Annotated in this window: 18 protein-coding genes; 17 read left to right on the top strand and 1 reads right to left on the bottom strand. The window is 69.2% G+C overall.

Features of this window, described 5'->3' with window-relative positions; translation table 11 throughout:
* The first annotated feature begins 8 nt into the window (after positions 1–8).
* From OG246_RS35850 to OG246_RS35780, 16 genes are all read left to right on the top strand, one after another.
* The gene (locus tag OG246_RS35850; protein ID WP_266474954.1) at positions 9–917 is read left to right on the top strand and encodes a glycosyltransferase family 2 protein; all 909 of its coding nucleotides are present in this window, start codon (positions 9–11) and stop codon (positions 915–917) included.
* A gap of 100 nt (positions 918–1017) precedes the next feature.
* Positions 1018–1947 (top strand): ABC transporter permease, encoded by a 930-nt coding sequence (locus tag OG246_RS35845; RefSeq protein ID WP_266472911.1) that lies wholly within the window; start codon positions 1018–1020, stop codon positions 1945–1947.
* Complete coding sequence (locus OG246_RS35840) at positions 1940–2719, top strand: ABC transporter ATP-binding protein (RefSeq protein WP_266472910.1); 780 nt, start codon at positions 1940–1942, stop codon at positions 2717–2719. Before OG246_RS35845 ends, OG246_RS35840 begins: the two co-directional genes overlap by 8 nt.
* Before the next feature lie 357 nt (positions 2720–3076).
* Positions 3077–3979, top strand: a complete 903-nt coding sequence (hpnC, locus tag OG246_RS35835) for a squalene synthase HpnC (protein ID WP_266472908.1) — start codon at positions 3077–3079, stop codon at positions 3977–3979.
* Positions 3976–4926, top strand: a complete 951-nt coding sequence (hpnD, locus tag OG246_RS35830; RefSeq protein WP_266472906.1) for a presqualene diphosphate synthase HpnD — start codon at positions 3976–3978, stop codon at positions 4924–4926. The genes hpnC and hpnD overlap by 4 nt, the downstream gene beginning before the upstream one ends.
* A complete protein-coding gene (locus OG246_RS42930) occupies positions 4926–5066 on the top strand; it encodes a DUF6380 family protein (protein WP_353962480.1) in 141 nt (46 codons plus the stop codon). Before hpnD ends, OG246_RS42930 begins: the two co-directional genes overlap by 1 nt.
* Positions 5063–6478 carry a hydroxysqualene dehydroxylase HpnE gene (hpnE, locus tag OG246_RS35825; RefSeq protein WP_266472904.1) on the top strand — a complete coding sequence of 472 codons (1416 nt, stop codon included), beginning with the start codon at positions 5063–5065 and terminating at the stop codon, positions 6476–6478. Before OG246_RS42930 ends, hpnE begins: the two co-directional genes overlap by 4 nt.
* Positions 6478–7605 (top strand): polyprenyl synthetase family protein, encoded by a 1128-nt coding sequence (locus tag OG246_RS35820; RefSeq protein ID WP_266472903.1) that lies wholly within the window; start codon positions 6478–6480, stop codon positions 7603–7605. The genes hpnE and OG246_RS35820 overlap by 1 nt, the downstream gene beginning before the upstream one ends.
* A gap of 111 nt (positions 7606–7716) precedes the next feature.
* Positions 7717–9720 (top strand): squalene--hopene cyclase, encoded by a 2004-nt coding sequence (shc, locus tag OG246_RS35815; RefSeq protein ID WP_266472901.1) that lies wholly within the window; start codon positions 7717–7719, stop codon positions 9718–9720.
* The gene (locus tag OG246_RS35810; protein WP_266472900.1) at positions 9720–10361 is read left to right on the top strand and encodes a 1-hydroxy-2-methyl-2-butenyl 4-diphosphate reductase; all 642 of its coding nucleotides are present in this window, start codon (positions 9720–9722) and stop codon (positions 10359–10361) included. Before shc ends, OG246_RS35810 begins: the two co-directional genes overlap by 1 nt.
* A 5-nt stretch (positions 10362–10366) precedes the next feature.
* Positions 10367–11389, top strand: a complete 1023-nt coding sequence (gene hpnH / locus OG246_RS35805; protein ID WP_266472899.1) for an adenosyl-hopene transferase HpnH — start codon at positions 10367–10369, stop codon at positions 11387–11389.
* 4 nt (positions 11390–11393) lie between these two features.
* On the top strand, positions 11394–12551 hold the full coding sequence (ispG, locus tag OG246_RS35800) for a flavodoxin-dependent (E)-4-hydroxy-3-methylbut-2-enyl-diphosphate synthase (RefSeq protein WP_266472898.1): 1158 nt from the start codon (positions 11394–11396) through the stop codon (positions 12549–12551).
* Positions 12552–12579: 28 nt separating this feature from the next.
* Entirely contained in the window at positions 12580–14475 is a 1896-nt protein-coding gene (gene dxs, locus OG246_RS35795) for a 1-deoxy-D-xylulose-5-phosphate synthase (RefSeq protein ID WP_266472897.1), read from the top strand.
* Positions 14472–15872, top strand: coding sequence for an aspartate aminotransferase family protein (locus OG246_RS35790; RefSeq protein WP_266472896.1), 1401 nt, complete (start codon positions 14472–14474; stop codon positions 15870–15872). The genes dxs and OG246_RS35790 overlap by 4 nt, the downstream gene beginning before the upstream one ends.
* A gap of 135 nt (positions 15873–16007) precedes the next feature.
* Positions 16008–16652, top strand: a complete 645-nt coding sequence (locus OG246_RS35785) for a helix-turn-helix domain-containing protein (protein ID WP_266472895.1) — start codon at positions 16008–16010, stop codon at positions 16650–16652.
* Complete coding sequence (locus OG246_RS35780) at positions 16649–16801, top strand: DUF6126 family protein (protein WP_266472894.1); 153 nt, start codon at positions 16649–16651, stop codon at positions 16799–16801. The genes OG246_RS35785 and OG246_RS35780 overlap by 4 nt, the downstream gene beginning before the upstream one ends.
* Positions 16802–16832: 31 nt before the next feature.
* On the opposite strand, the gene OG246_RS35775 is transcribed toward OG246_RS35780, so the two are convergent.
* Positions 16833–17630: a tyrosine-protein phosphatase gene (locus OG246_RS35775; RefSeq protein WP_266472892.1), complete on the bottom strand. Its 798-nt coding sequence runs from the start codon at positions 17628–17630 to the stop codon at positions 16833–16835.
* Between the two features lie 204 nt (positions 17631–17834).
* On the opposite strand from OG246_RS35775, the gene OG246_RS35770 reads away from it, so the two are divergent.
* Positions 17835–19904 carry an alpha-galactosidase gene (locus OG246_RS35770; protein ID WP_266472891.1) on the top strand — a complete coding sequence of 690 codons (2070 nt, stop codon included), beginning with the start codon at positions 17835–17837 and terminating at the stop codon, positions 19902–19904.
* Positions 19905–20081: the final 177 nt, after the last annotated feature.

The raw sequence follows: 20081 nt of genomic DNA, 5'->3' as shown, positions 1-20081 counted from the left end.
GCGCGGCGATGGAGGCGGGTGCGGTGACGAACGCGGGTCCGGTCGCGAAGGTGGGCGCGGTCATCATCACCATGGGCAACCGCCCCGAGGAACTCCGAGCCCTACTGGACTCGGTCGCCAAGCAGGACGGCGACGCGGTCCAGGTGGTCGTGGTCGGCAACGGCTCGCCGGTGCCCGACGTCCCCGAGGGCATACGCACGGTCGAACTGCCCGAGAACCTCGGCATCCCCGGCGGCCGCAACATCGGCATAGAGGCCTTCGGCCCCGGCGGCAGCGACGTGGACGTCCTCCTCTTCCTCGACGACGACGGCCTCCTCGCCCGCCACGACACCGCCGAGCTGTGCCGTGAGGCCTTCACGGCCGACCCGAGGCTCGGCATCATCAGCTTCCGCATCGCCGACCCGGAGACGGGCGAGACCCAGCGCCGCCACGTCCCGCGGCTGCGGGCCTCCGACCCGATGCGCAACTCCCGGGTCACCACCTTCCTCGGCGGCGCCAACGCCGTACGTACGAAGGTCTTCGCCGAGGTCGGAGCCCTCCCGGACGAATTCTTCTACGCACACGAGGAAACCGACCTGGCATGGCGTGCCCTCGACGCGGGCTGGATGATCGACTACCGGTCCGACATGGTGCTGAACCACCCCACGACCGCTCCCTCCCGGCACGCGGTCTACCACCGCATGGTGGCCCGCAACCGCGTCTGGCTCGCGCGCCGCAACCTCCCGGCCCCCCTCGTCCCGGTCTACCTGGGCGTCTGGATGCTCCTGACGCTGGCCCGCCGTCCATCGAAGCCCGCCCTGAGGGCCTGGTTCGGCGGCTTCCGGGAAGGCTGGACCAGTCCATGCGGCCCCAGGCGTCCCATGAAGTGGCGTACGGTGTGGCGGCTGACCCGACTGGGCCGACCTCCTGTCATCTGACAAGCTCATTTCTGAGAGCATTCGTGGCCGTACCCCGGTCCCTGGCTCATGCCTATGCCCGACCAGGCTGTGCGCATCTTGAAGACGAAAGTTTCCACTTGTGAGTGAGACAACGCATGACGGCGGAGTCGCGGTGAGCGAACGACCGTCGCCCGATGACGGGCTCTCCGCGGCCGAGGTGGCCGCCAAGTACGGGCTCGCGGTCAGCGGTGCCCGTCCCGGGCTCGCCGAATACGTGCGTCAGCTGTGGGGCAGACGGCACTTCATCCTCGCCTTCTCGCAGGCGCGGCTGACCGCGCAGTACAGCCAGGCCAAGCTCGGCCAGCTGTGGCAGGTCGTGACGCCGCTGCTCAACGCGTTCGTGTACTTCCTGATCTTCGGGTTGATCCTGCAGGCCGACCGCGGCATGTCGATCGACGTGTACATCCCGTTCCTGGTGACGGGTGTCTTCACCTTCACCTTCACCCAGAGCTCGGTGATGTCGGGAGTCCGGGCGATCTCCGGGAACCTCGGGCTTGTCAGGGCGCTGCACTTCCCGCGCGCCGCGCTGCCCATCTCGTTCTCGCTGCAGCAGCTCCAGCAGCTGCTGTTCTCGATGATCGTGCTGTTCGCCGTGGCGATCGGCTTCGGCAGCTACCCGAGCCCGTCGTGGCTGCTGATCTTCCCGGTCCTCGCGCTGCAGTTCCTCTTCAACATCGGCCTCGCGCTGATCATGGCGCGGCTGGGTTCCAAGACCCCGGACCTGGCGCAGCTCATGCCGTTCGTGATGCGTACGTGGATGTACGCGTCCGGTGTCATGTACTCCATCCCTGTGATGCTCGCCGACAAGCCGCAGTGGATCGCCGACGTCCTGCAGTGGAACCCGGCCGCGATCTACATGGACCTGATGCGCTTCGCCCTCATCGACTCCTACGGCTCCGAGAACCTGCCCCCGCACGTCTGGGCGGTCGCGGGCGGCTGGGCCGTACTCGTCGCGCTCGGCGGGTTCGTCTACTTCTGGAAGGCGGAAGAGAGGTACGGCCGTGGCTGAGCCGAGCAAGGACTCCCACATCCCCACCGTCATCGCGGACGAGCTGCACATCGTCTACCGCGTGAACGGCGCCAAGACGGGCAAGGGCAGTGCCACCTCCGCCCTCAGCCGCATCCTCAGACGCGGCGAGGAGCGCGGCGTACGCAAGGTGCACGCCGTCCGGGGCGTCTCCTTCACCGCCTACCGGGGCGAGGCCGTCGGCCTGATCGGCTCGAACGGCTCCGGCAAGTCGACCCTCCTGCGCGCCATCGCCGGGCTGCTGCCCGCGGAGAAGGGCAAGGTCTACACCGACGGCCAGCCCTCCCTGCTCGGCGTCAACGCCGCCCTCATGAACGATCTGACGGGCGAGCGGAACGTCATTCTGGGCGGGCTCGCGATGGGCATGACCCGCGAGCAGATCAAGGAGCGGTACGAGGAGATCGTCGACTTCTCGGGCATCAACGAGAAGGGTGACTTCATCACCCTCCCCATGCGCACCTACTCGTCCGGCATGGCGGCCCGCCTGCGCTTCTCCATCGCGGCCGCCAAGGACCATGATGTCCTGATGATCGACGAGGCCCTCGCCACCGGCGACCGCAAGTTCCAGAAGCGCTCCGAGGAGCGCATCCGCGAGCTGCGCAAGAGCGCCGGCACGGTTTTTCTGGTCAGCCACAACAACAAGTCGATCCGCGACACCTGCGACCGCGTGCTCTGGCTGGAGCGCGGTGAGCTGCGGATGGACGGCCCGACCGAAGAGGTCCTCAAGGAGTACGAGAAGTTCACGGGCAAGTAGCCCGTTTCGCCCAGGGCCCCGCCGGAACTCTTCGGCGGGGCCCTGCGTCTGCAAAGGAAACGCCAACTCCTGGCGGCCTTAGGAATCTTGACGCCAATCGGTGTGTTGTTGTGATGTGCAGGACACCCCGACGGACTGTGCCGCGTTGTACAACGTAAGCTGTACCGGTGCTGATTCGCGGCAAGTAGGGCGATAATGCGCGCACCCGGCACGGCAGCGCCGCGCGGACGTCCGGGCGGCGTGTCCGAAATGGGCACTATTGGGTCAGCAGTGTAGAACGGGAGATGTGACGGCAATGGCTACGGAAACTCTCCAGCTCCGCGATGCGTGTGCCGTCCCCGCGCCGGGCGGCGAGCGGTGACCGAAGCCGGGACGGCGCGTACCGGAGACCCGGAGCGCGGCACCCTCGACAAGGCCGCGGACGAGAACTTCCCGGTGGCGCCCTTCTTTCTGCCCAAGGCCTGGCGTGACGATCTGATGGCCGTGTACGGCTTCGCCCGCCTCGTCGACGACATCGGTGACGGCGACCTGGCCCCCGGGGGCGCGGACGCCCGCCTCCTCGGCGTGTCGCCCACGGAGGCCGAGGACCGCGTCGTCCTCCTCGACGCCTTCGAGACCGACCTCCACCGGGTGTTCGGCTCGACCCCGCGCCACCCGTTGCTGCGCCGCCTCCAGCCCACGGTCCGCCGCGCCCGCCTCACCCCCGAGCCCTTTCTCGGCCTGATCGCGGCCAACCGCCAGGACCAGCTGGTCAAGCGGTACGAGACCTACGACGACCTGGTCGCCTACTGCGAGCTGTCCGCCAACCCCGTCGGCCGCCTCGTGCTGGCCGTCACGGGCACCGAGACCCCGGAGCGCGTCCGTCGCTCCGACGCGGTGTGCACGGCACTGCAGATCGTCGAACACCTCCAGGACGTGGCCGAGGATCTCGGCCGCGACCGTATCTATCTGCCCGCCGAGGACATGAAGCGCTTTCATGTCCAAGAGGCGGATCTGGCCCCGGCCACGGCAGGCGCATCGGTGCGCGCACTGGTTGCATACGAAGCAGAACGCGCCCGGAACCTCCTGAATGAAGGCACCCCCCTCGTGGGTAGCGTCCACGGCAGACTGAAGCTGCTGCTCGCGGGGTTCGTTGCGGGGGGAAGGGCGGCAATCCGTGCGATTGCCGCCGCCGAATACGACGTACTTCCAGGCCCGCCCAAGCACGGCAAGCTCCAGCTGCTGCGCGAGGTGGGAGTGACTCTGCGAGGAAAGGGGTGATCCGGACCGTGGAGTCTGAACAACACGTGCCCGCACCGGTACTCGCCGCTTACAGCTACTGCGAAGCAGTAACCAGTCAGCAGGCCCGTAATTTCGCGTACGGCATCAGACTTCTGCCGACGTCCAAGCGCCGCGCGATGTCGGCGCTGTACGCGTTCTCGCGTCGTGTCGACGACATCGGCGACGGCACGCTCGCAACGGACGTGAAGGCGTCCCGTCTCGAGGACACCCGGGCACTGCTTGCCCGGGTCCGCGAGGGTTCCGTGGAGGAGGACGACACCGACCCGGTCGCGGTCGCCCTCAGCCACACCGCCGAGTATTTTCCGGTACCCCTCGAAGGCCTCGACGAACTCATCGACGGCGTCCTCATGGACGTACGCGGAGAGACGTACGAGACCTGGGACGACCTGAAGGTGTACTGCCGGTGTGTGGCCGGGGCGATCGGGCGGCTCTCGCTCGGCGTGTTCGGTACGGAGCCGGGGGCGCGCGGAGCTGAGCGTGCGCCGGAGTATGCCGACACACTCGGGCTCGCGCTCCAACTCACCAACATCCTGCGGGACGTACGTGAGGACGCCGAGGGCGGACGTACCTATCTGCCCGCCGACGACCTCGCCAAGTTCGGCTGCTCGGCCGGGTTCAACGGGCCGACACCACCGCCCGGCTCCGACTTCGCGGGCCTCGTGCACTTCGAAGTGCGCCGGGCCCGCGCTCTCTTCGCCGAGGGCTACCGGCTGCTGCCGATGCTGGACCGGCGCAGCGGCGCGTGCGTCGCGGCGATGGCCGGCATCTACCGCCGCCTCCTCGACCGCATCGAGCGCGAGCCGGAGGCCGTGCTGCGCGGCCGTGTCTCGCTGCCCGGACGTGAGAAGGCGTACGTCGCCGTGCGCGGCCTCTCCGGCCTGGACGCCCGGCATGTGTCCCGCCGGACCGTCAGGAGGCGTACCTGATGGACAATTTGGGCCAAGGTGATTCCAACGGCGAAAAGTGGCACGCAACCCTCCGGAGCCGCGGGGCGTCCCTGACTGCAATGGCCTGCCGCACACCGCTCGAACACCGCGGCACGGCCGAGGGGGAGGGTGCACGATGAGCGAGGTCACGCGGCCCGTGGACACCACGGCCCGCCCGGACACGGCAACCGCCGTGGTGGTCGGCGGAGGGCTCGCCGGCATCACCGCCGCGCTGGCGCTCGCCGACGCCGGGGTGCGTGTGACGCTCCTCGAAGGCCGGCCGAGGCTCGGCGGGCTCGCCTTCTCCTTCCAGCGCGGCGATCTCACCGTGGACAACGGACAGCACGTGTATCTGCGCTGCTGCACCGCCTACCGGTGGTTCCTCGACCGCGTCGACGGAGCCTCGCTCGCGCCACTGCAGGATCGTCTCGACGTGCCCGTTCTCGACGCCGAGGCGAAACCTGGGCGGCGGCTCGGCAGAATCGGCCGCACCGCGCTGCCCGTGCCGCTGCATCTGGCGAAAAGCCTCGCGACCTATCCCCATCTCTCGCTCGCCGAGCGCGCCAAAGTCGGGCGTGCCGCCTTGGCGCTCAAGGGGCTCGACCTCGCCGATCCGGCGCTCGACGCGCAGAACTTCGGCAGCTGGCTGACCGCGCACGGTCAGTCCGAGCGTGCCGTCGAGGCACTGTGGGACCTGGTGGGGGTCGCCACCCTCAACGCGGTGGCCGGCGACTCGTCGCTCGGGCTCGCCGCGATGGTGTTCAAGACCGGTCTGCTGTCCGACCCGGGCGCGGCCGACATCGGCTGGGCGCGCGTCCCGCTGGGCGAACTGCACGACACTCTGGCTCGCAAGGCGCTCGACACCGCGGGCGTCCGCACCGAAGTCCGTACACGCGTCACCTCCATCTCCCAGAACGAGAACGGCCGCTGGAGCGTTCAGGTTCCCGGCGAGACGCTCGACGCCGACACGGTCGTCCTCGCCGTACCGCATCGCGAGGCCCACGATCTGCTGCCCGAGGGCGCGCTCGACGCCCCCGAACGGCTCCTTGAGATCGGCACGGCGCCGATCCTCAACGTCCATGTCATCTACGACCGCACGGTGCTCACCCGGCCGTTCTTCGCGGCGCTCGGCTCCCCGGTGCAGTGGGTCTTCGACCGCACCGAGGCCTCCGGGCTCCGGGAGGGGCAGTACCTGGCCCTCTCCCAGTCGGCCGCGCAGGACGAGATCGACGAGCCCGTGTCCGTACTGCGCGAGCGCTATCTGCCGGAGCTGGAGCGGCTGTTGCCCGGCGCGCGCGGCGCGGAAGTGAAGGATTTCTTCGTGACCCGGGAGCGTACGGCGACGTTCGCCCCCACCCCAGGCGTCGGGCGGCTGCGGCCCGGCGCTCGCACCAAAGCTCCCGGTCTGTACTTGGCCGGAGCGTGGACCGCCACAGGGTGGCCCGCGACCATGGAGAGTGCGGTCCGCAGTGGTGTCAGTGCGGCGGGAGCCGCGCTGGGCGCCCTGGGCCGGCCTCGCGATCACCTCTTCGAAGTCGAGGAGGCGGCCTGATGCTCGATCAGCGCGCGGCGGACCCCCGCACCCCCGGTACCGCAAAAAGAGGAGAGACTGTGCCCACTGTGCCCCCGGCCGAAACGGCTGCCGACGCGGTGGACGTGACCGCGCTCCTGGAGCGCGGCCGGACCCTGGCCACACCGGTGCTGCGGGCGGCCGTCGACCGCCTGGCGCCTCCCATGGACACTGTCGCCGCCTACCATTTCGGCTGGATCGACGCCGAGGGGAACCCCGCGGACGGTGACGGCGGCAAGGCCGTACGCCCCGCGCTCGCCGTGCTGTCCGCGCAGGCCGCCGGTGCCGCCCCCGAGGTGGGCGTGCCGGGTGCGGTCGCCGTCGAACTGGTGCACAACTTCTCGTTGTTGCACGACGACCTGATGGACGGTGACGAGCAGCGCCGCCACCGCGACACCGTATGGAAGGTGCACGGCCCCGCCCAGGCGATCCTCGTCGGCGACGCCCTGTTCGCGCTGGCCAACGAACTCCTGCTGGAGCTCGGCACGGTGGAGGCGGGCCGCGCCACCCGGCGCCTGACCACCGCCACCCGCGCCCTCATCGACGGCCAGGCCCAGGACATCTCCTACGAGCACCGCGAGCGGGTCACCGTCGAGGAGTGCTTGGAGATGGAGGGCAACAAGACGGGCGCGCTGCTCGCCTGCGCCTGCTCCATCGGCGCGGTGCTCGGCGGCGCCGACGACCACACCGCCGACACCCTCGAGAAGTACGGCTACCACCTCGGCCTCGCCTTCCAGGCCGTCGACGACCTCCTCGGCATCTGGGGCGACCCGGAGGCCACCGGAAAGCAGACTTGGAGCGATCTGCGCCAGCGCAAGAAGTCCCTGCCGGTGGTGGCCGCGCTCGCCGCGGGCGGGCCCGCATCCGAGCGCCTGGGCGAACTGCTCGCCGCCGACGCCAAGGCCAGTGACTTCGAGAACTTCTCCGAGGAGGAGTTCGCCGCGCGCGCCGCGCTCATCGAGGAGGCCGGCGGCCGCGACTGGACCGCCCAGGAGGCGCGTCGCCAGCACGCGATCGCCGTCGAGGCCCTCGACGCGATCCATATGCCGGAACAGGTACGGGCCCAGTTCGTGGAGCTCGCCGACTTCGTCGTCGTACGGAAGAGATGATCAGTATCGGTCGAATAAACCTCGCGTAGTCGCCGGCCGGTGCCGCGGGAAACGCGCACCGGCCGACGGCGGACCCACAGCAGAGACATGCCACTGCACGAAGGGGAAGCCATGACAGCGACGACCGACGGAAGTACCGGGGCCCTGCCGCCCCGCACTGCCTCGGCCCGCGAAACCGCAGAAACGACAACTCCCGGGGCGGCCGGGACAGTCGAGACTCGAGACGCCGCCACGCGCGCGATAGAGCGCGCCACAGATTTCCTGCTCTCGCGGCAGGACGCCCAGGGCTGGTGGAAGGGCGACCTCGAGACGAACGTCACGATGGACGCCGAGGACCTGCTTCTCCGTCAGTTCCTGGGTATCCGCGACGAGACGACCACACGCGCCGCCGGACTCTTCATCCGGGGCGAGCAGCGCGAGGACGGCACCTGGGCCACGTTCTACGGCGGACCCGGCGAACTCTCCACCACCATCGAGGCGTACGTCGCCCTGCGACTGGCCGGCGACAGCCCGGACGAGCCGCACATGGCGAAGGCGTCCGCGTGGATCCGCGAGCGGGGCGGCATCGCCTCGGCCCGTGTCTTCACCCGGATCTGGCTCGCCCTGTTCGGCTGGTGGAAGTGGGACGACCTGCCCGAACTCCCGCCGGAGCTCATCTACTTCCCGAAGTGGATGCCGCTCAACATCTACGACTTCGGGTGCTGGGCGCGGCAGACGATCGTGCCGCTCACCATCGTCTCGGCGAAGCGTCCGGTGCGGCCCGCGCCGTTCGCGCTCGACGAGCTGCACATCGACGCCCGCAATCCCAACCCGGTCAAGCCGCTTGCCCCGGTGGCGAGTTGGGACGGCGTGTTCGAGCGACTCGACAAGGTTCTGCACCAGTACCGCAAGGTGGCGTCGCGTCGCCTGCGCAGGGCCGCGATGAACACCGCGGGGCGCTGGATCATCGAGCGGCAGGAGAACGACGGCTGCTGGGGAGGCATCCAGCCGCCCGCCGTGTACTCGGTGATCGCGCTTCATCTGCTCGGGTACGACCTCGAACACCCGGTGATGCGTGCCGGGTTGGAGTCGCTGGACCGTTTCGCCATCTGGCGGGAGGACGGCGCCCGGATGATCGAGGCCTGTCAGTCGCCGGTGTGGGACACCTGTCTCGCCACGATCGCGCTCGCCGACGCGGGCGTTCCCGCCGACCATCCGCAGCTCGTGAAAGCGGCGGACTGGATGCTGGGGGAGGAGATCGTCCGGCCCGGTGACTGGTCGGTGAAGCGGCCCCGACTCCAGCCCGGGGGCTGGGCGTTCGAGTTCCACAACGACAACTACCCCGACATCGACGACACCGCCGAGGTCGTCCTCGCGCTGCGCCGGGTCAAGCACCACGACCCGGAGCGCCTGGAGAACGCCATCGGACGTGGAGTGCGCTGGAACCTCGGCATGCAGTCGAAGAACGGTGCCTGGGGCGCCTTCGACGTCGACAACACCAGCGCCTTCCCCAACCGGCTGCCGTTCTGCGACTTCGGCGAGGTCATCGACCCTCCGTCCGCCGACGTCACCGCGCACGTGGTGGAGATGCTCGCCTACGAGGGGCTCTCGCACGACCCGCGCACCCGCCGGGGCATCGAGTGGCTGCTCGCGGAACAGGAGGCGAACGGCTCCTGGTTCGGGCGCTGGGGAGTCAACTACGTATACGGAACAGGGTCGGTGGTGCCCGCGCTTGTCGCCGCGGGACTGCCCGGTTCACATCCGGCGATCCGCCGGGCCGTGGCCTGGCTGGAGACCGTGCAGAACGAGGACGGCGGCTGGGGCGAGGACCTGCGTTCCTATCACGACGTCGCCGAGTGGAGCGGTCGTGGTGCCTCGACGGCCTCCCAGACCGGGTGGGCGCTGCTCGCGCTGCTCGCGGCGGGGGAGCGGGACTCCAAGGCCACCGAGCGCGGGGTCGCCTGGCTCGCGGAGACCCAGCTGGCGGACGGCTCCTGGGACGAGCCGTACTTCACCGGCACCGGGTTCCCGTGGGACTTCTCGATCAACTACCACCTCTACCGCCAGGTCTTCCCGCTCACCGCGCTCGGCCGGTACATCCACGGCGAGCCGCTAGCCGAGGCCAAGGGGGGCTGATGGACAGCAAGCCTGCGCCGGCCCCGCTCCTCATCGCCTGCGCGCTCGGCATCGAGCACCTCGCCCTGCGCAGCGGCGACCGAGGCGGTGCCGACGGGCCCGTCACCGTGCTGCGTACGGGCATGGGCCCCAAGGCCGCCGAGCGCTCGGTGACGCGGATCCTCGCGGACCCGGCGCTGCGCGAGGCGGCGGTCCTGGCCACGGGATTCTGCGCGGGGCTCGCCCCGGGCATGCACCCCGGGGACCTGGTCGTCGCCGAAGAAACCCGGGACCCGCGCGGCATCACGCCGTGCGTGGGTACCGAGCTGCTGGTCAAGGAACTGGTGCGTGCCCTGCCCGGGCGCACCGTCCACACGGGGCCGCTCATCGGCTCCGATCACGTCGTCCGCGGTCACGAGCGGTCGGGTCTGCTCGCGACCGGCGCGATCGCGGTCGACATGGAATCGGCGTCCACGCTCCACAGCGCCGTGCGCACGGGCGCGCGCCCGGTTGCGGCCGTACGGGTGGTCGTGGACGCTCCAGAACATGAACTCGTCCGAATCGGGACGGTGCGCGGTGGAATATCAGCTTTCCGTGTTCTTCGTGCCGTCCTTCCCGCTTTTTTTGAATGGCACCGTTCTTTGCTGCTCCCTCGGAGGTGAGCCAGATGGCCATGCCGCTTCGGCAGTCCATGAAGGTCGCTGCATACCTGTTTGAACAGAAGCTCAGGAAGCGGGACAAGTTCGCGCTGATCGTCGAGCTGGAACCCCTCTTCGCATGCAACCTCGCGTGCGAGGGCTGCGGGAAGATCCAGCACCCCGCCGGGGTGCTGAAGCAGCGGATGCCCGTGGCCCAGGCCGTGGGCGCGGTGCTCGAATCCGGTGCGCCGATGGTCTCCATCGCTGGCGGCGAGCCGCTGATGCACCCTCAGATCGACGAGATCGTGCGGCAGTTGGTGGCCAAGAAGAAGTTCGTCTTCCTCTGCACCAACGCGATGCTGCTGCGCAAGAAGATGGACAAGTTCAAGCCCTCGCCGTACTTCGCGTGGGCCGTGCACATCGACGGGCTGCGTGAGCGGCACGACGAGTCCGTCGCAAAGGAAGGCGTCTTCGACGAGGCGGTCGAGGCCATCAAGGAGGCCAAGCGGCGCGGCTTCCGGGTCACCACCAACTCGACGTTCTTCAACACCGACACCCCGCAGACCATCATCGAGGTCCTCAACTTCCTCAACGACGACCTGAAGGTCGACGAGATGATGCTCTCGCCCGCCTACGCCTACGAGAAGGCTCCCGACCAGGAGCACTTCCTCGGCGTCCAGCAGACCCGCGAGCTGTTCAAGAAGGCCTTCGCGGGCGGCAACCGGCGCCGCTGGCGGCTCAACCACAGCCCGCTCTTCCTGGACTTCCTGGAAGGCAAGGTCGACTTCCCGTGCACGGCCTGGGCGATCCCGAGCTACTCGCTCTTCGGCTGGCAGAAGCCCTGCTATCTGATGAGCGACGGGTACGTGCAGACGTACAAGCAGCTCCTGGAGGAGACCGACTGGGACGCGTACGGCCGCGGCAAGGACGACCGGTGCGCGAACTGCATGGCGCACTGCGGTTACGAGCCGACCGCCGTGCTCGCCACCATGAGTTCCCTCAAGGAGTCGCTGCGCGCCTCCCGTGAGACCTTCACGGAAAGCCGCGGGTGACGTCATGACCGCCGTTTCCTTGGGCCTCCCCGAGGTGCCGGTCCGACCGATCGCGGAGCGCCGTGTTTCGCGGCAGATCCAGGTCGGACCGGTGGCGGTCGGGGGCGGAGCGCCTGTTTCCGTGCAGTCGATGACGACGACGCGTACGTCGGACATCGGCGCCACCTTGCAGCAGATCGCGGAACTCACCGCGTCCGGCTGCCAGATCGTCCGCGTCGCCTGCCCTACGCAGGACGACGCGGACGCCCTCGCGACCATCGCGAAGAAGTCGCAGATCCCGGTGATCGCGGACATCCACTTCCAGCCGAAGTACGTGTTCGCGGCCATCGACGCGGGGTGTGCGGCGGTCCGGGTGAACCCGGGCAACATCAAGCAGTTCGACGACAAGGTGCGGGAGATCGCGCGGGCGGCCCTGGACGCCGGCACCCCCATCCGGATCGGGGTCAACGCAGGGTCGCTCGACCAGCGGCTGCTGAAGAAGTACGGCAAGGCGACGCCCGAGGCGCTCGTCGAGTCGGCGCTGTGGGAGGCGTCGCTCTTCGAGGAGCACGGGTTCCGGGACATCAAGATCTCGGTGAAGCACAACGACCCGGTGGTCATGGTCAACGCGTACCGGCAGCTGGCGGCGCAGTGCGACTACCCGCTGCACCTCGGTGTGACGGAGGCAGGACCGGCCTTCCAGGGGACCATCAAGTCGGCCGTCGCCTTCGGGGCGTTGCTCAGCGAGGGCATCGGGGACACCATCCGGGTCTCCCTGAGCGCACCGCCCGCAGAGGAGTGCAAGGTCGGCATGCAGATCCTGGAGTCGCTGGGGCTGCGGGAACGGCGCCTGGAGATCGTCTCGTGCCCGTCCTGCGGGCGCGCCCAGGTTGATGTGTACAAGCTGGCCGACGAGGTCACGGCCGGTCTGGAGGGGATGGAGGTCCCGTTGCGCGTCGCGGTCATGGGCTGCGTCGTCAACGGTCCCGGCGAGGCGCGGGAGGCGGACCTGGGGGTCGCCTCCGGCAACGGCAAGGGACAGATCTTCGTCAAGGGCGAGGTCATCAAGACCGTGCCCGAGTCGAAGATCGTGGAGACCCTCATCGAAGAGGCGATGAAGATCGCCGAGCAGATGGAGAACGACGGCGTCGCGTCAGGCGAACCTGCCGTCACCGTGAGTTGATCAGCACGGACCGAGAGGGGGCCCGAGCGTGACGATTCTGGAGAGCATCCGGGGACCACGCGACCTGAAGGCGCTGTCCGAGGCGGAGGTCGGTGAACTGGCCGATGAGATCCGGGAGTTCCTGGTGCACGCGGTCGCAAGGACCGGCGGTCACCTCGGGCCCAATCTGGGGGTGGTGGAACTCTCCATCGCACTCCACCGGGCCTTCGAGTCGCCCGTCGACCGCATCCTGTGGGACACCGGCCATCAGAGCTACGTACACAAGCTGCTGACAGGACGTCAGGACTTCTCCAAACTGCGCGGCAAGGGCGGCCTGTCCGGCTACCCGTCGCGTGAGGAGTCCGAGCACGACATCATCGAGAACAGCCATGCCTCCACGGCGCTCGGCTGGGCGGACGGCCTCGCCAAGGCCCGCCAGGTGCAGGGCGAGAAGGGCCACGTCGTCGCGGTCATCGGCGACGGCGCGCTGACCGGCGGCATGGCGTGGGAGGCGCTGAACAACATCGCCGCCGCCAAGGACCGGCCGCTGATCATCGTCGTCAACGACAACGAGCGCTCGTACTCGCCGACCATCGGCGGTCTCGCCAATCACCTGGCGACCCTGCGTACGACGGACAGTTACGAGCAGATCCTCGCCTGGGGCAAGGACGTACTCCTGCGCACGCCGGTCATCGGGAACACCGTCTACGAGTCGCTGCACGGCGCGAAGAAGGGGTTCAAGGACGCTTTCGCCCCGCAGGGCATGTTCGAGGATCTGGGGCTCAAGTACGTCGGGCCGATCGACGGGCACGACGTGGGGGCGGTGGAGTCCGCGCTGCGACGGGCGAAACGGTTCCACGGGCCGGTTCTCATCCACTGCCTGACGGAGAAGGGGCGCGGCTACGAGCCCGCGCTCGCACACGAGGAGGACCACTTCCATACCGTCGGCGTGATGGACCCGCTCACCTGCGAGCCCCTCGCGCCCTCCAACGGGCCTTCCTGGACCTCGGTGTTCGGCGACGAGATCGTCAGGATCGGGGCGGAGCGGGAGGACGTCGTGGCGATCACGGCGGCCATGCTGCATCCGGTGGGGCTCGCCAAGTTCGCCGAGAAGTTCCCCGATCGGGTGTGGGACGTCGGCATCGCCGAGCAGCACGCCACGGTGTCCGCGGCGGGCCTTGCCACCGGCGGACTGCATCCCGTCGTCGCCGTCTACGCGACCTTCCTCAACCGGGCCTTCGATCAGCTCCTGATGGATGTGGCACTGCACCGGTGCGGCGTGACCTTCGTGCTGGACAGGGCCGGAGTCACGGGTGTCGACGGCGCCTCGCACAACGGCATGTGGGACATGTCGATCCTCCAGGTCGTGCCGGGGCTCAGGATCGCCGCGCCGCGCGACGCCGACCAGCTGCGGGCGCAGCTGCGGGAGGCGGTCGCCGTCGACGACGCGCCGACGATGATCCGCTTCCCGAAGGAGTCGGTGGGGCCGGCGATTCCGGCGGTCGACCATGTGGGCGGGATGGACGTCCTGCACAGGGGGGAGCGGCCCTCGGTGCTCCTGGTGGCCATCGGAGTCATGGCACCGGTCTGCCTCCAGGCCGCCGAACTGCTCGAAGCCCGCGGAATCGGGTGCACCGTCGTCGACCCGCGCTGGGTCAAGCCGGTCGATCCCTCGCTGCCGGGGCTCGCCGCCGAGCACCGCCTGGTGGCCGTCGTCGAGGACAACAGCCGGGCGGCCGGGGTCGGCGCGGCGGTCGCGCTGGCGCTGGGGGACGCCGAAGTCGACGTACCCGTACGGCGGTTCGGCATTCCGGAGCAGTTCCTCGCGCACGCCAAACGTGGTGAGGTGCTGGCCGACATAGGTCTCACGCCCGTGGAGATCGCCGGTCGGATCAGCGCCGGTCTGGCAGTCAAGGACGAGCTGTCCAAGGAGAAACAGGAATGACCACGCCTTCCGGGAAGCAGGAGTTCGACCTCGGCGCGCTGCTCGCCGAACGCGGGGCCGAGCGCTACGAGCTGCACACCAAGTACCTGAACCACCAGCTCCCGCGCATGCTGCACACCATCGGCTTCGACAAGGTGTACGAGCGGGCCGAGGGCGCGCACTTCTGGGACGCGGACGGGGAGGACTACCTGGACATGCTCGCCGGGTTCGGGGTGATGGGCCTTGGCCGACATCACCCCGTGGTCCGCAAGGCGCTGCACGACGTTCTCGACGCCTCGCTCGCCGACCTCACCCGCTTCGACTGTCAGCCGCTGCCCGGACTTCTCGCGGAGCGGTTGCTCGTCCACAGCCCGCACCTGGACCGGGTGTTCTTCGGCAACAGCGGTACGGAGGCCGTCGAGACCGCGCTGAAATTCGCCCGGTACTCGACCGGGAAACCGCGGATCCTGTACTGCTCGCACGCCTTCCACGGGCTGACCACCGGGTCGCTGTCCGTGAACGGCGAGGACGGTTTCCGGGACGGCTTCGCACCGCTGCTGCCCGACACGGCCGTCCCGCTCGGTGATCTCGACGCCCTGGCAGGGGAGTTGAAGAAGGGTGACGTCGCCGCCCTCATCGTCGAACCCATCCAGGGCAAGGGGGTGCACGAGACACCGCCCGGATATCTGCGCGCCGCCCAGGAGTTGCTGCACAAGCACAAGGCGCTGCTCATCGTCGACGAGGTGCAGACGGGTCTTGGGCGGACCGGGGACTTCTACGCCTATCAGCACGAGGAGGGTGTGGAGCCGGACCTGGTGTGCGTGGCCAAGGCGCTGTCCGGCGGCTATGTGCCGGTCGGTGCCACGCTGGGCAAGGACTGGATCTTCAAGAAGGTCTACTCGTCCATCGACCGGGTCCTCGTGCACTCGGCGAGCTTCGGGTCGAACGCACAGGCCATGGCGGCGGGGCTCGCGGTGCTCTCGGTCATGGAGAACGAGCAGATCGTGGCCAACGCCCGGGCCACGGGAGAGCAGTTGAAGTCCCGGCTCGCGGCGCTCGTGGACAAGTACGAGCTGCTGAGCGACGTACGCGGCCGGGGGTTGATGATCGGCATCGAGTTCGGGCGGCCCAAGTCCCTGAAGCTGCGCAGCCGCTGGACGATGCTGCAGGCCGCGCGCAAGGGTCTGTTCGCGCAGATGGTGGTCGTACCGCTGCTGCAACGGCACCGCATCCTCACCCAGGTCTCCGGCGATCACCTGGAGGTGATCAAGCTGATCCCGCCGTTGGTCGTCGACGAGCGGGACGTGGACCGCTTTGTGGATGCCTTCACGGCCGTGATGGACGACGCGCACGGCGGCGGCGGACTGATGTGGGACTTCGGGAAGACGCTGGTGAAGCAGGCGGTGGCGAACCGCTGAGAGAGCGGGCGGTGGCGGACCGCTGACAGAGCAGGCGGTGGCGCACCGGAAAGAGCGGGCGATGGCGAACCGTCGGGTTTTTGCCTCTGAGGTAAGAAATTTGCCCCAGAGGTAAGGTTCGGGCTCAATGGAGGCATGAGCACCGCCGAGGGTTCGAACCCTTCCCCGCAGAGGGCCGCCGACGACCTCCATGTCGTCGCACCCCAGCTGCGTGAGCTGCGCCGCCGTGCCTCACTGACCCTGGAGGCCGCGGCCCGCGCCGCCGGGCTCTCGCCCGCCCACCTCTCGCGCCTGGAGACCGGGCAGCGCCAGCCCTCACTGCCGATGCTGCTCGCGCTCGCTCGTATCTACGGTACGACCGTCTCGGAGCTGCTCGGCGAGACGGTCGCAGAGCGGGACGCCGTGGTGCGTGCCGCCGACATGGAGCCGACAGCGGCGGGCGGCTGGACCTACTGGCAGGCCGGCGCCTCCGGGCGCGGGATGCAGGCCCTGCGGGTGCATGTCCCGTACGGCTCGCAGGGCGACATCGTGCGGGTCCACCCCGGCGAGGAGTGGCTCCATGTCCTGAGGGGGCGGCTGCGGCTGCGCCTCGGTGACACCGCGCAGGTGCTCGCGCCGGGAGACAGCGCGCACTTCGACTCGCTCACCCCGCACCGCATCGCCGCCGCCGATCGGGACGGCGCCGAGCTCCTCTTCGTACACACCCTGCTGCAGAGCCCCACCGCCGCGCTGTGCCTCGGCCCGGTGACGGGGCACCCCACCCTGGGAGAGACACCATGACCGAACCGACGGAATCCGGCCCTCGCCGTGACATGGACGACAGGCTCCCCCGCGCTCTGTGGGTGCGGCTGATCATCTACGTGGCCGTCGGCCACCTCTTCGCGGCCTTCGTGTACCTGCTGTTCACGCTGGGCGCGCAGAACCAGTAGGGGCCGCTCGGAGGGGACCAGGAGGCCTTCGTCAGTCGAGGAGCCGCTCGCGCAGGCGGTCCCGCAGCTCCGGGGTGATCCGCAGCGCCTGCTCCAGATAGGCGTCGACTCCGCCCCAGGCCTCCTCGATCGTCTCGAAGGCCGCCGTCAGGTATTCGGCGCGCGCATCGAACAGCGGGCTGAGCAGCTCCATGACCTCCGGGGAGTACGCCGAGGCGGAGGCGCTGCTGCGGTGGACCTTGTAGCGCCGGTGCGCGGCGTTCGATTCCAGGTAGTCGGCCACGATGGCATCACGCTCGACGCCGACGGCGAGGAGCGTGATGGCTATGGAGAGGCCCGCGCGGTCCTTGCCCGCGGCGCAGTGCATCAGGGCGGGCACGCTGTCCTCGGCCAGGGAGTGCAGCACCTGGGAATGCTCCGCGGTGCGCTGCTTCACGATGGCGCGGTAGGAGTTGATCATTCGGTTCGCCCCCTTGCCGTCCGCGAGGAGCGCGCGCAGCTGGTCGAGATCGCCGTCGCGGACCATCTTCCAGAACTCGGCGCCGTCGGCCGGGTCGGTCAGCGGAAGATTCACGTTCCGCACGCCCGGCAGCTCGACGTCCGGACCCTCCAGCTTCTGGTCCGAGGCATTGCGGAAGTCGAAGACCGTGTGCAGGCCGAGGGAGGCGAGGAACGCGGCGTCCTCATCGGTGGCGTGCGCGAGGTGGCCGCTGCGGAACAGCACCCCGTACCGCACCCGTCGGCCGTCCACGGTGGGCAGACCGCCCACATCGCGGAAGTTGCGCACTGCGGCCAGTTCGGGCTCGGTCGACGGGATCTGCTGCGTCACGGGAACTCCTCCCAATAAACCGTCGGCGCTGCTCGGCGTCGCCCGCCGACGGACGTTGCGCTATCGACGATACGACATGGGTACCTGGGGCAATGAGTTGTCCACAGGCGCCGTCTTCGCAGGTGCGGAGGCGTTGCCTCCAGGGCACGGAGCGCGTGATGATGTTGGTACCTGATCGCACCTGTTCGTATCTGTGGGGGATTGATGACGGAGATCGGCGCGGACGGTCGTACCTGGCTTCTTTCGGGGCCGACGAGCAGCTATGCACTGCGGCTCACCGAACTCGACGAGCTACTGCATCTCCACTGGGGCCCGCGCATCACGCTCGCCGACGCCGAGGCGCTGGCCGCCCTGCCGGCACCCCAGTACTGGCCGTTCGAGTCCCCGCTCGACGGGCGCGAGGAGTACCCCGTCGAGGGCGGCCCCCGCTTCGCACGCCCCGCCCTGTCCGTGCGGACGGACGAGCGGCGCGGGACCGAGTGGCGCTTCGAGGAGTACGAGGCGGACGGGGACGAGCTGCGGCTGCGCTTCTCCGACTCCGGGCTCGGCATCACCCTCCACTACCGGATGCGCGGCGATGTCGTCGAGCGCCGGGTGAGCCTTGTCAACGAGGGGCCCGCTCTGGAGCTGCTGCGCGCCGACTCCGCGACCTGGACGCTGCCCGAGCGTGACGGCTGGCGGCTGTCCCAGCTGCACGGGCGGTGGGCGGCCGAGTCCCGGCTCGTACGATCGCACCTCACCTACGGCGAGAAGGTCATCGGCAGCCGACGCGGGCACACCGGGCACCAGCACCTGCCGTGGGTCGCGCTCGACAGCGAGGCGACCGAGGAGAGCGGCGAGGTGTACGGGTGCGCGCTCGGCTGGTCGGGCTCGTGGCGGATCTCCGTGGCCCAACTCCCCGACGCGCGCGTGCAGATCACCGGCGGCGCCGGGTACGACGACTCGGGGCTGCTGCGCCTGGAGCCGGGGGAGTCGTTCACCACGCCCGTCTTCGCGGGCCTCTGGAGCGACGGCGGCTTCGGCGGGGCGAGCCGCGCCTGGCACGCGTACCAGCGCATGTACGTCATCCCGGACGTGGACCAGGACCGGCCCGTGCTCTACAACTCCTGGGAGGCCACCGACTTCGGCATCTCGGAGGACCAGCAGCGCAAGCTCGCGCGGCGGGCCGCGGCCATGGGTGTCGAGCTGTTCGTGGTCGACGACGGCTGGTTCGGGGCGCGCACCAGCGACCGCGCGGGGCTCGGCGACTGGACGCCCAACCCGGACCGCTTCCCGGCCGGCCTGAAGCCGCTCGCCGAGGACGTACACGCGCTGGGTATGCGGTTCGGCATCTGGGTCGAGCCGGAAATGGTCAATCCGGACAGCGAGCTGTACCGCGCGCACCCCGACTGGGTGCAGTTCCAGCAGGGGCGAACCAGGACGGAGTACCGCAATCAGCTCGTACTGAATCTCGCGCGCCCGGACGTCCAGGAGTACCTGTGGGAGCAGCTCGACGGACTGCTCTCCAGCGCCCCCATCGACTACGTGAAGTGGGACTTCAATCGCTGTTTCACGGATGCGGGTTGGCCGGGCGAGCGCTATCCGCAGAAGCTGTGGGTGGCGCACGTGGAGGCCCTGTACGGCCTTCTGGACCGGCTGCGGGCCGCGCACCCCGGTGTCGCGTTCGAGTCCTGCTCGGGCGGTGGCGGCCGTATCGACCTGGGTGTCATGGCCCGTACGGACCAGGTGTGGACCTCCGACAACACCGACCCGCTCGACCGGCTCGCCATCCAGGACGGCTTCAGCCAGATCCACCCGGCCCGGATCATGGCCGCCTGGGTCACGGACAGCCCGAACACGCAGCTCAACGGGCGGGTCAGCTCGCTGCGCTTCCGGTTCGTGAGCGCGATGGCCGGGGTACTCGGCGTCGGCGGCGACCTGAGTGAGTGGAGTGAGCAGGAGCTCGCCGAAGCGCGGGACTGGGTGGAGCTGTACAAGGAGATCCGGCCCGTCGTGCAGCGCGGTGACCTCTACCGGCTGCGGCCCCCGGAGGGTGGGCTGAGCGCGGTGCAGTACGTCCATGGCGACGAGGTCGTCGTCCTCGCCTGGCTCCAGGCCCAGCGTCACGGTGAGCCGGTCGCGCGGCTCCGGCTACGCGGACTCGACCCGACACAAGCGTACGAGTGCCGCGAAACGGGCGAAATGCACAGAGGTGCGGTACTGCTGCATCACGGGGTGAGGGCGGGGCTGCGCGGGGATCTCGATGCGACGGTTATCCGCCTGCGTCGCATGTGACTGTTCTGTCCGAATTAGCTGCTTCATTACAACTGGCCCTGGAATAAGGTGCCGTGGGTCGACGTGCGTGAGCAGCGTCATATTCGTGACGATGTGTTGCGACGCCTTTTTGTCAACCTGCCCGAATTCCCGGGCTATTTGAGAGGCCGGAAAGGTCATCGGTCCACAGAGGGTGAC

This window comes from Streptomyces sp. NBC_00620, from assembly GCF_026341825.1.
Taxonomy (GTDB): Bacteria; Actinomycetota; Actinomycetes; order Streptomycetales; family Streptomycetaceae; genus Streptomyces.
The sequence above is the reverse complement of the archived record's forward strand: the minus strand, read 5'-3'. Positions and strand labels throughout refer to the sequence as shown.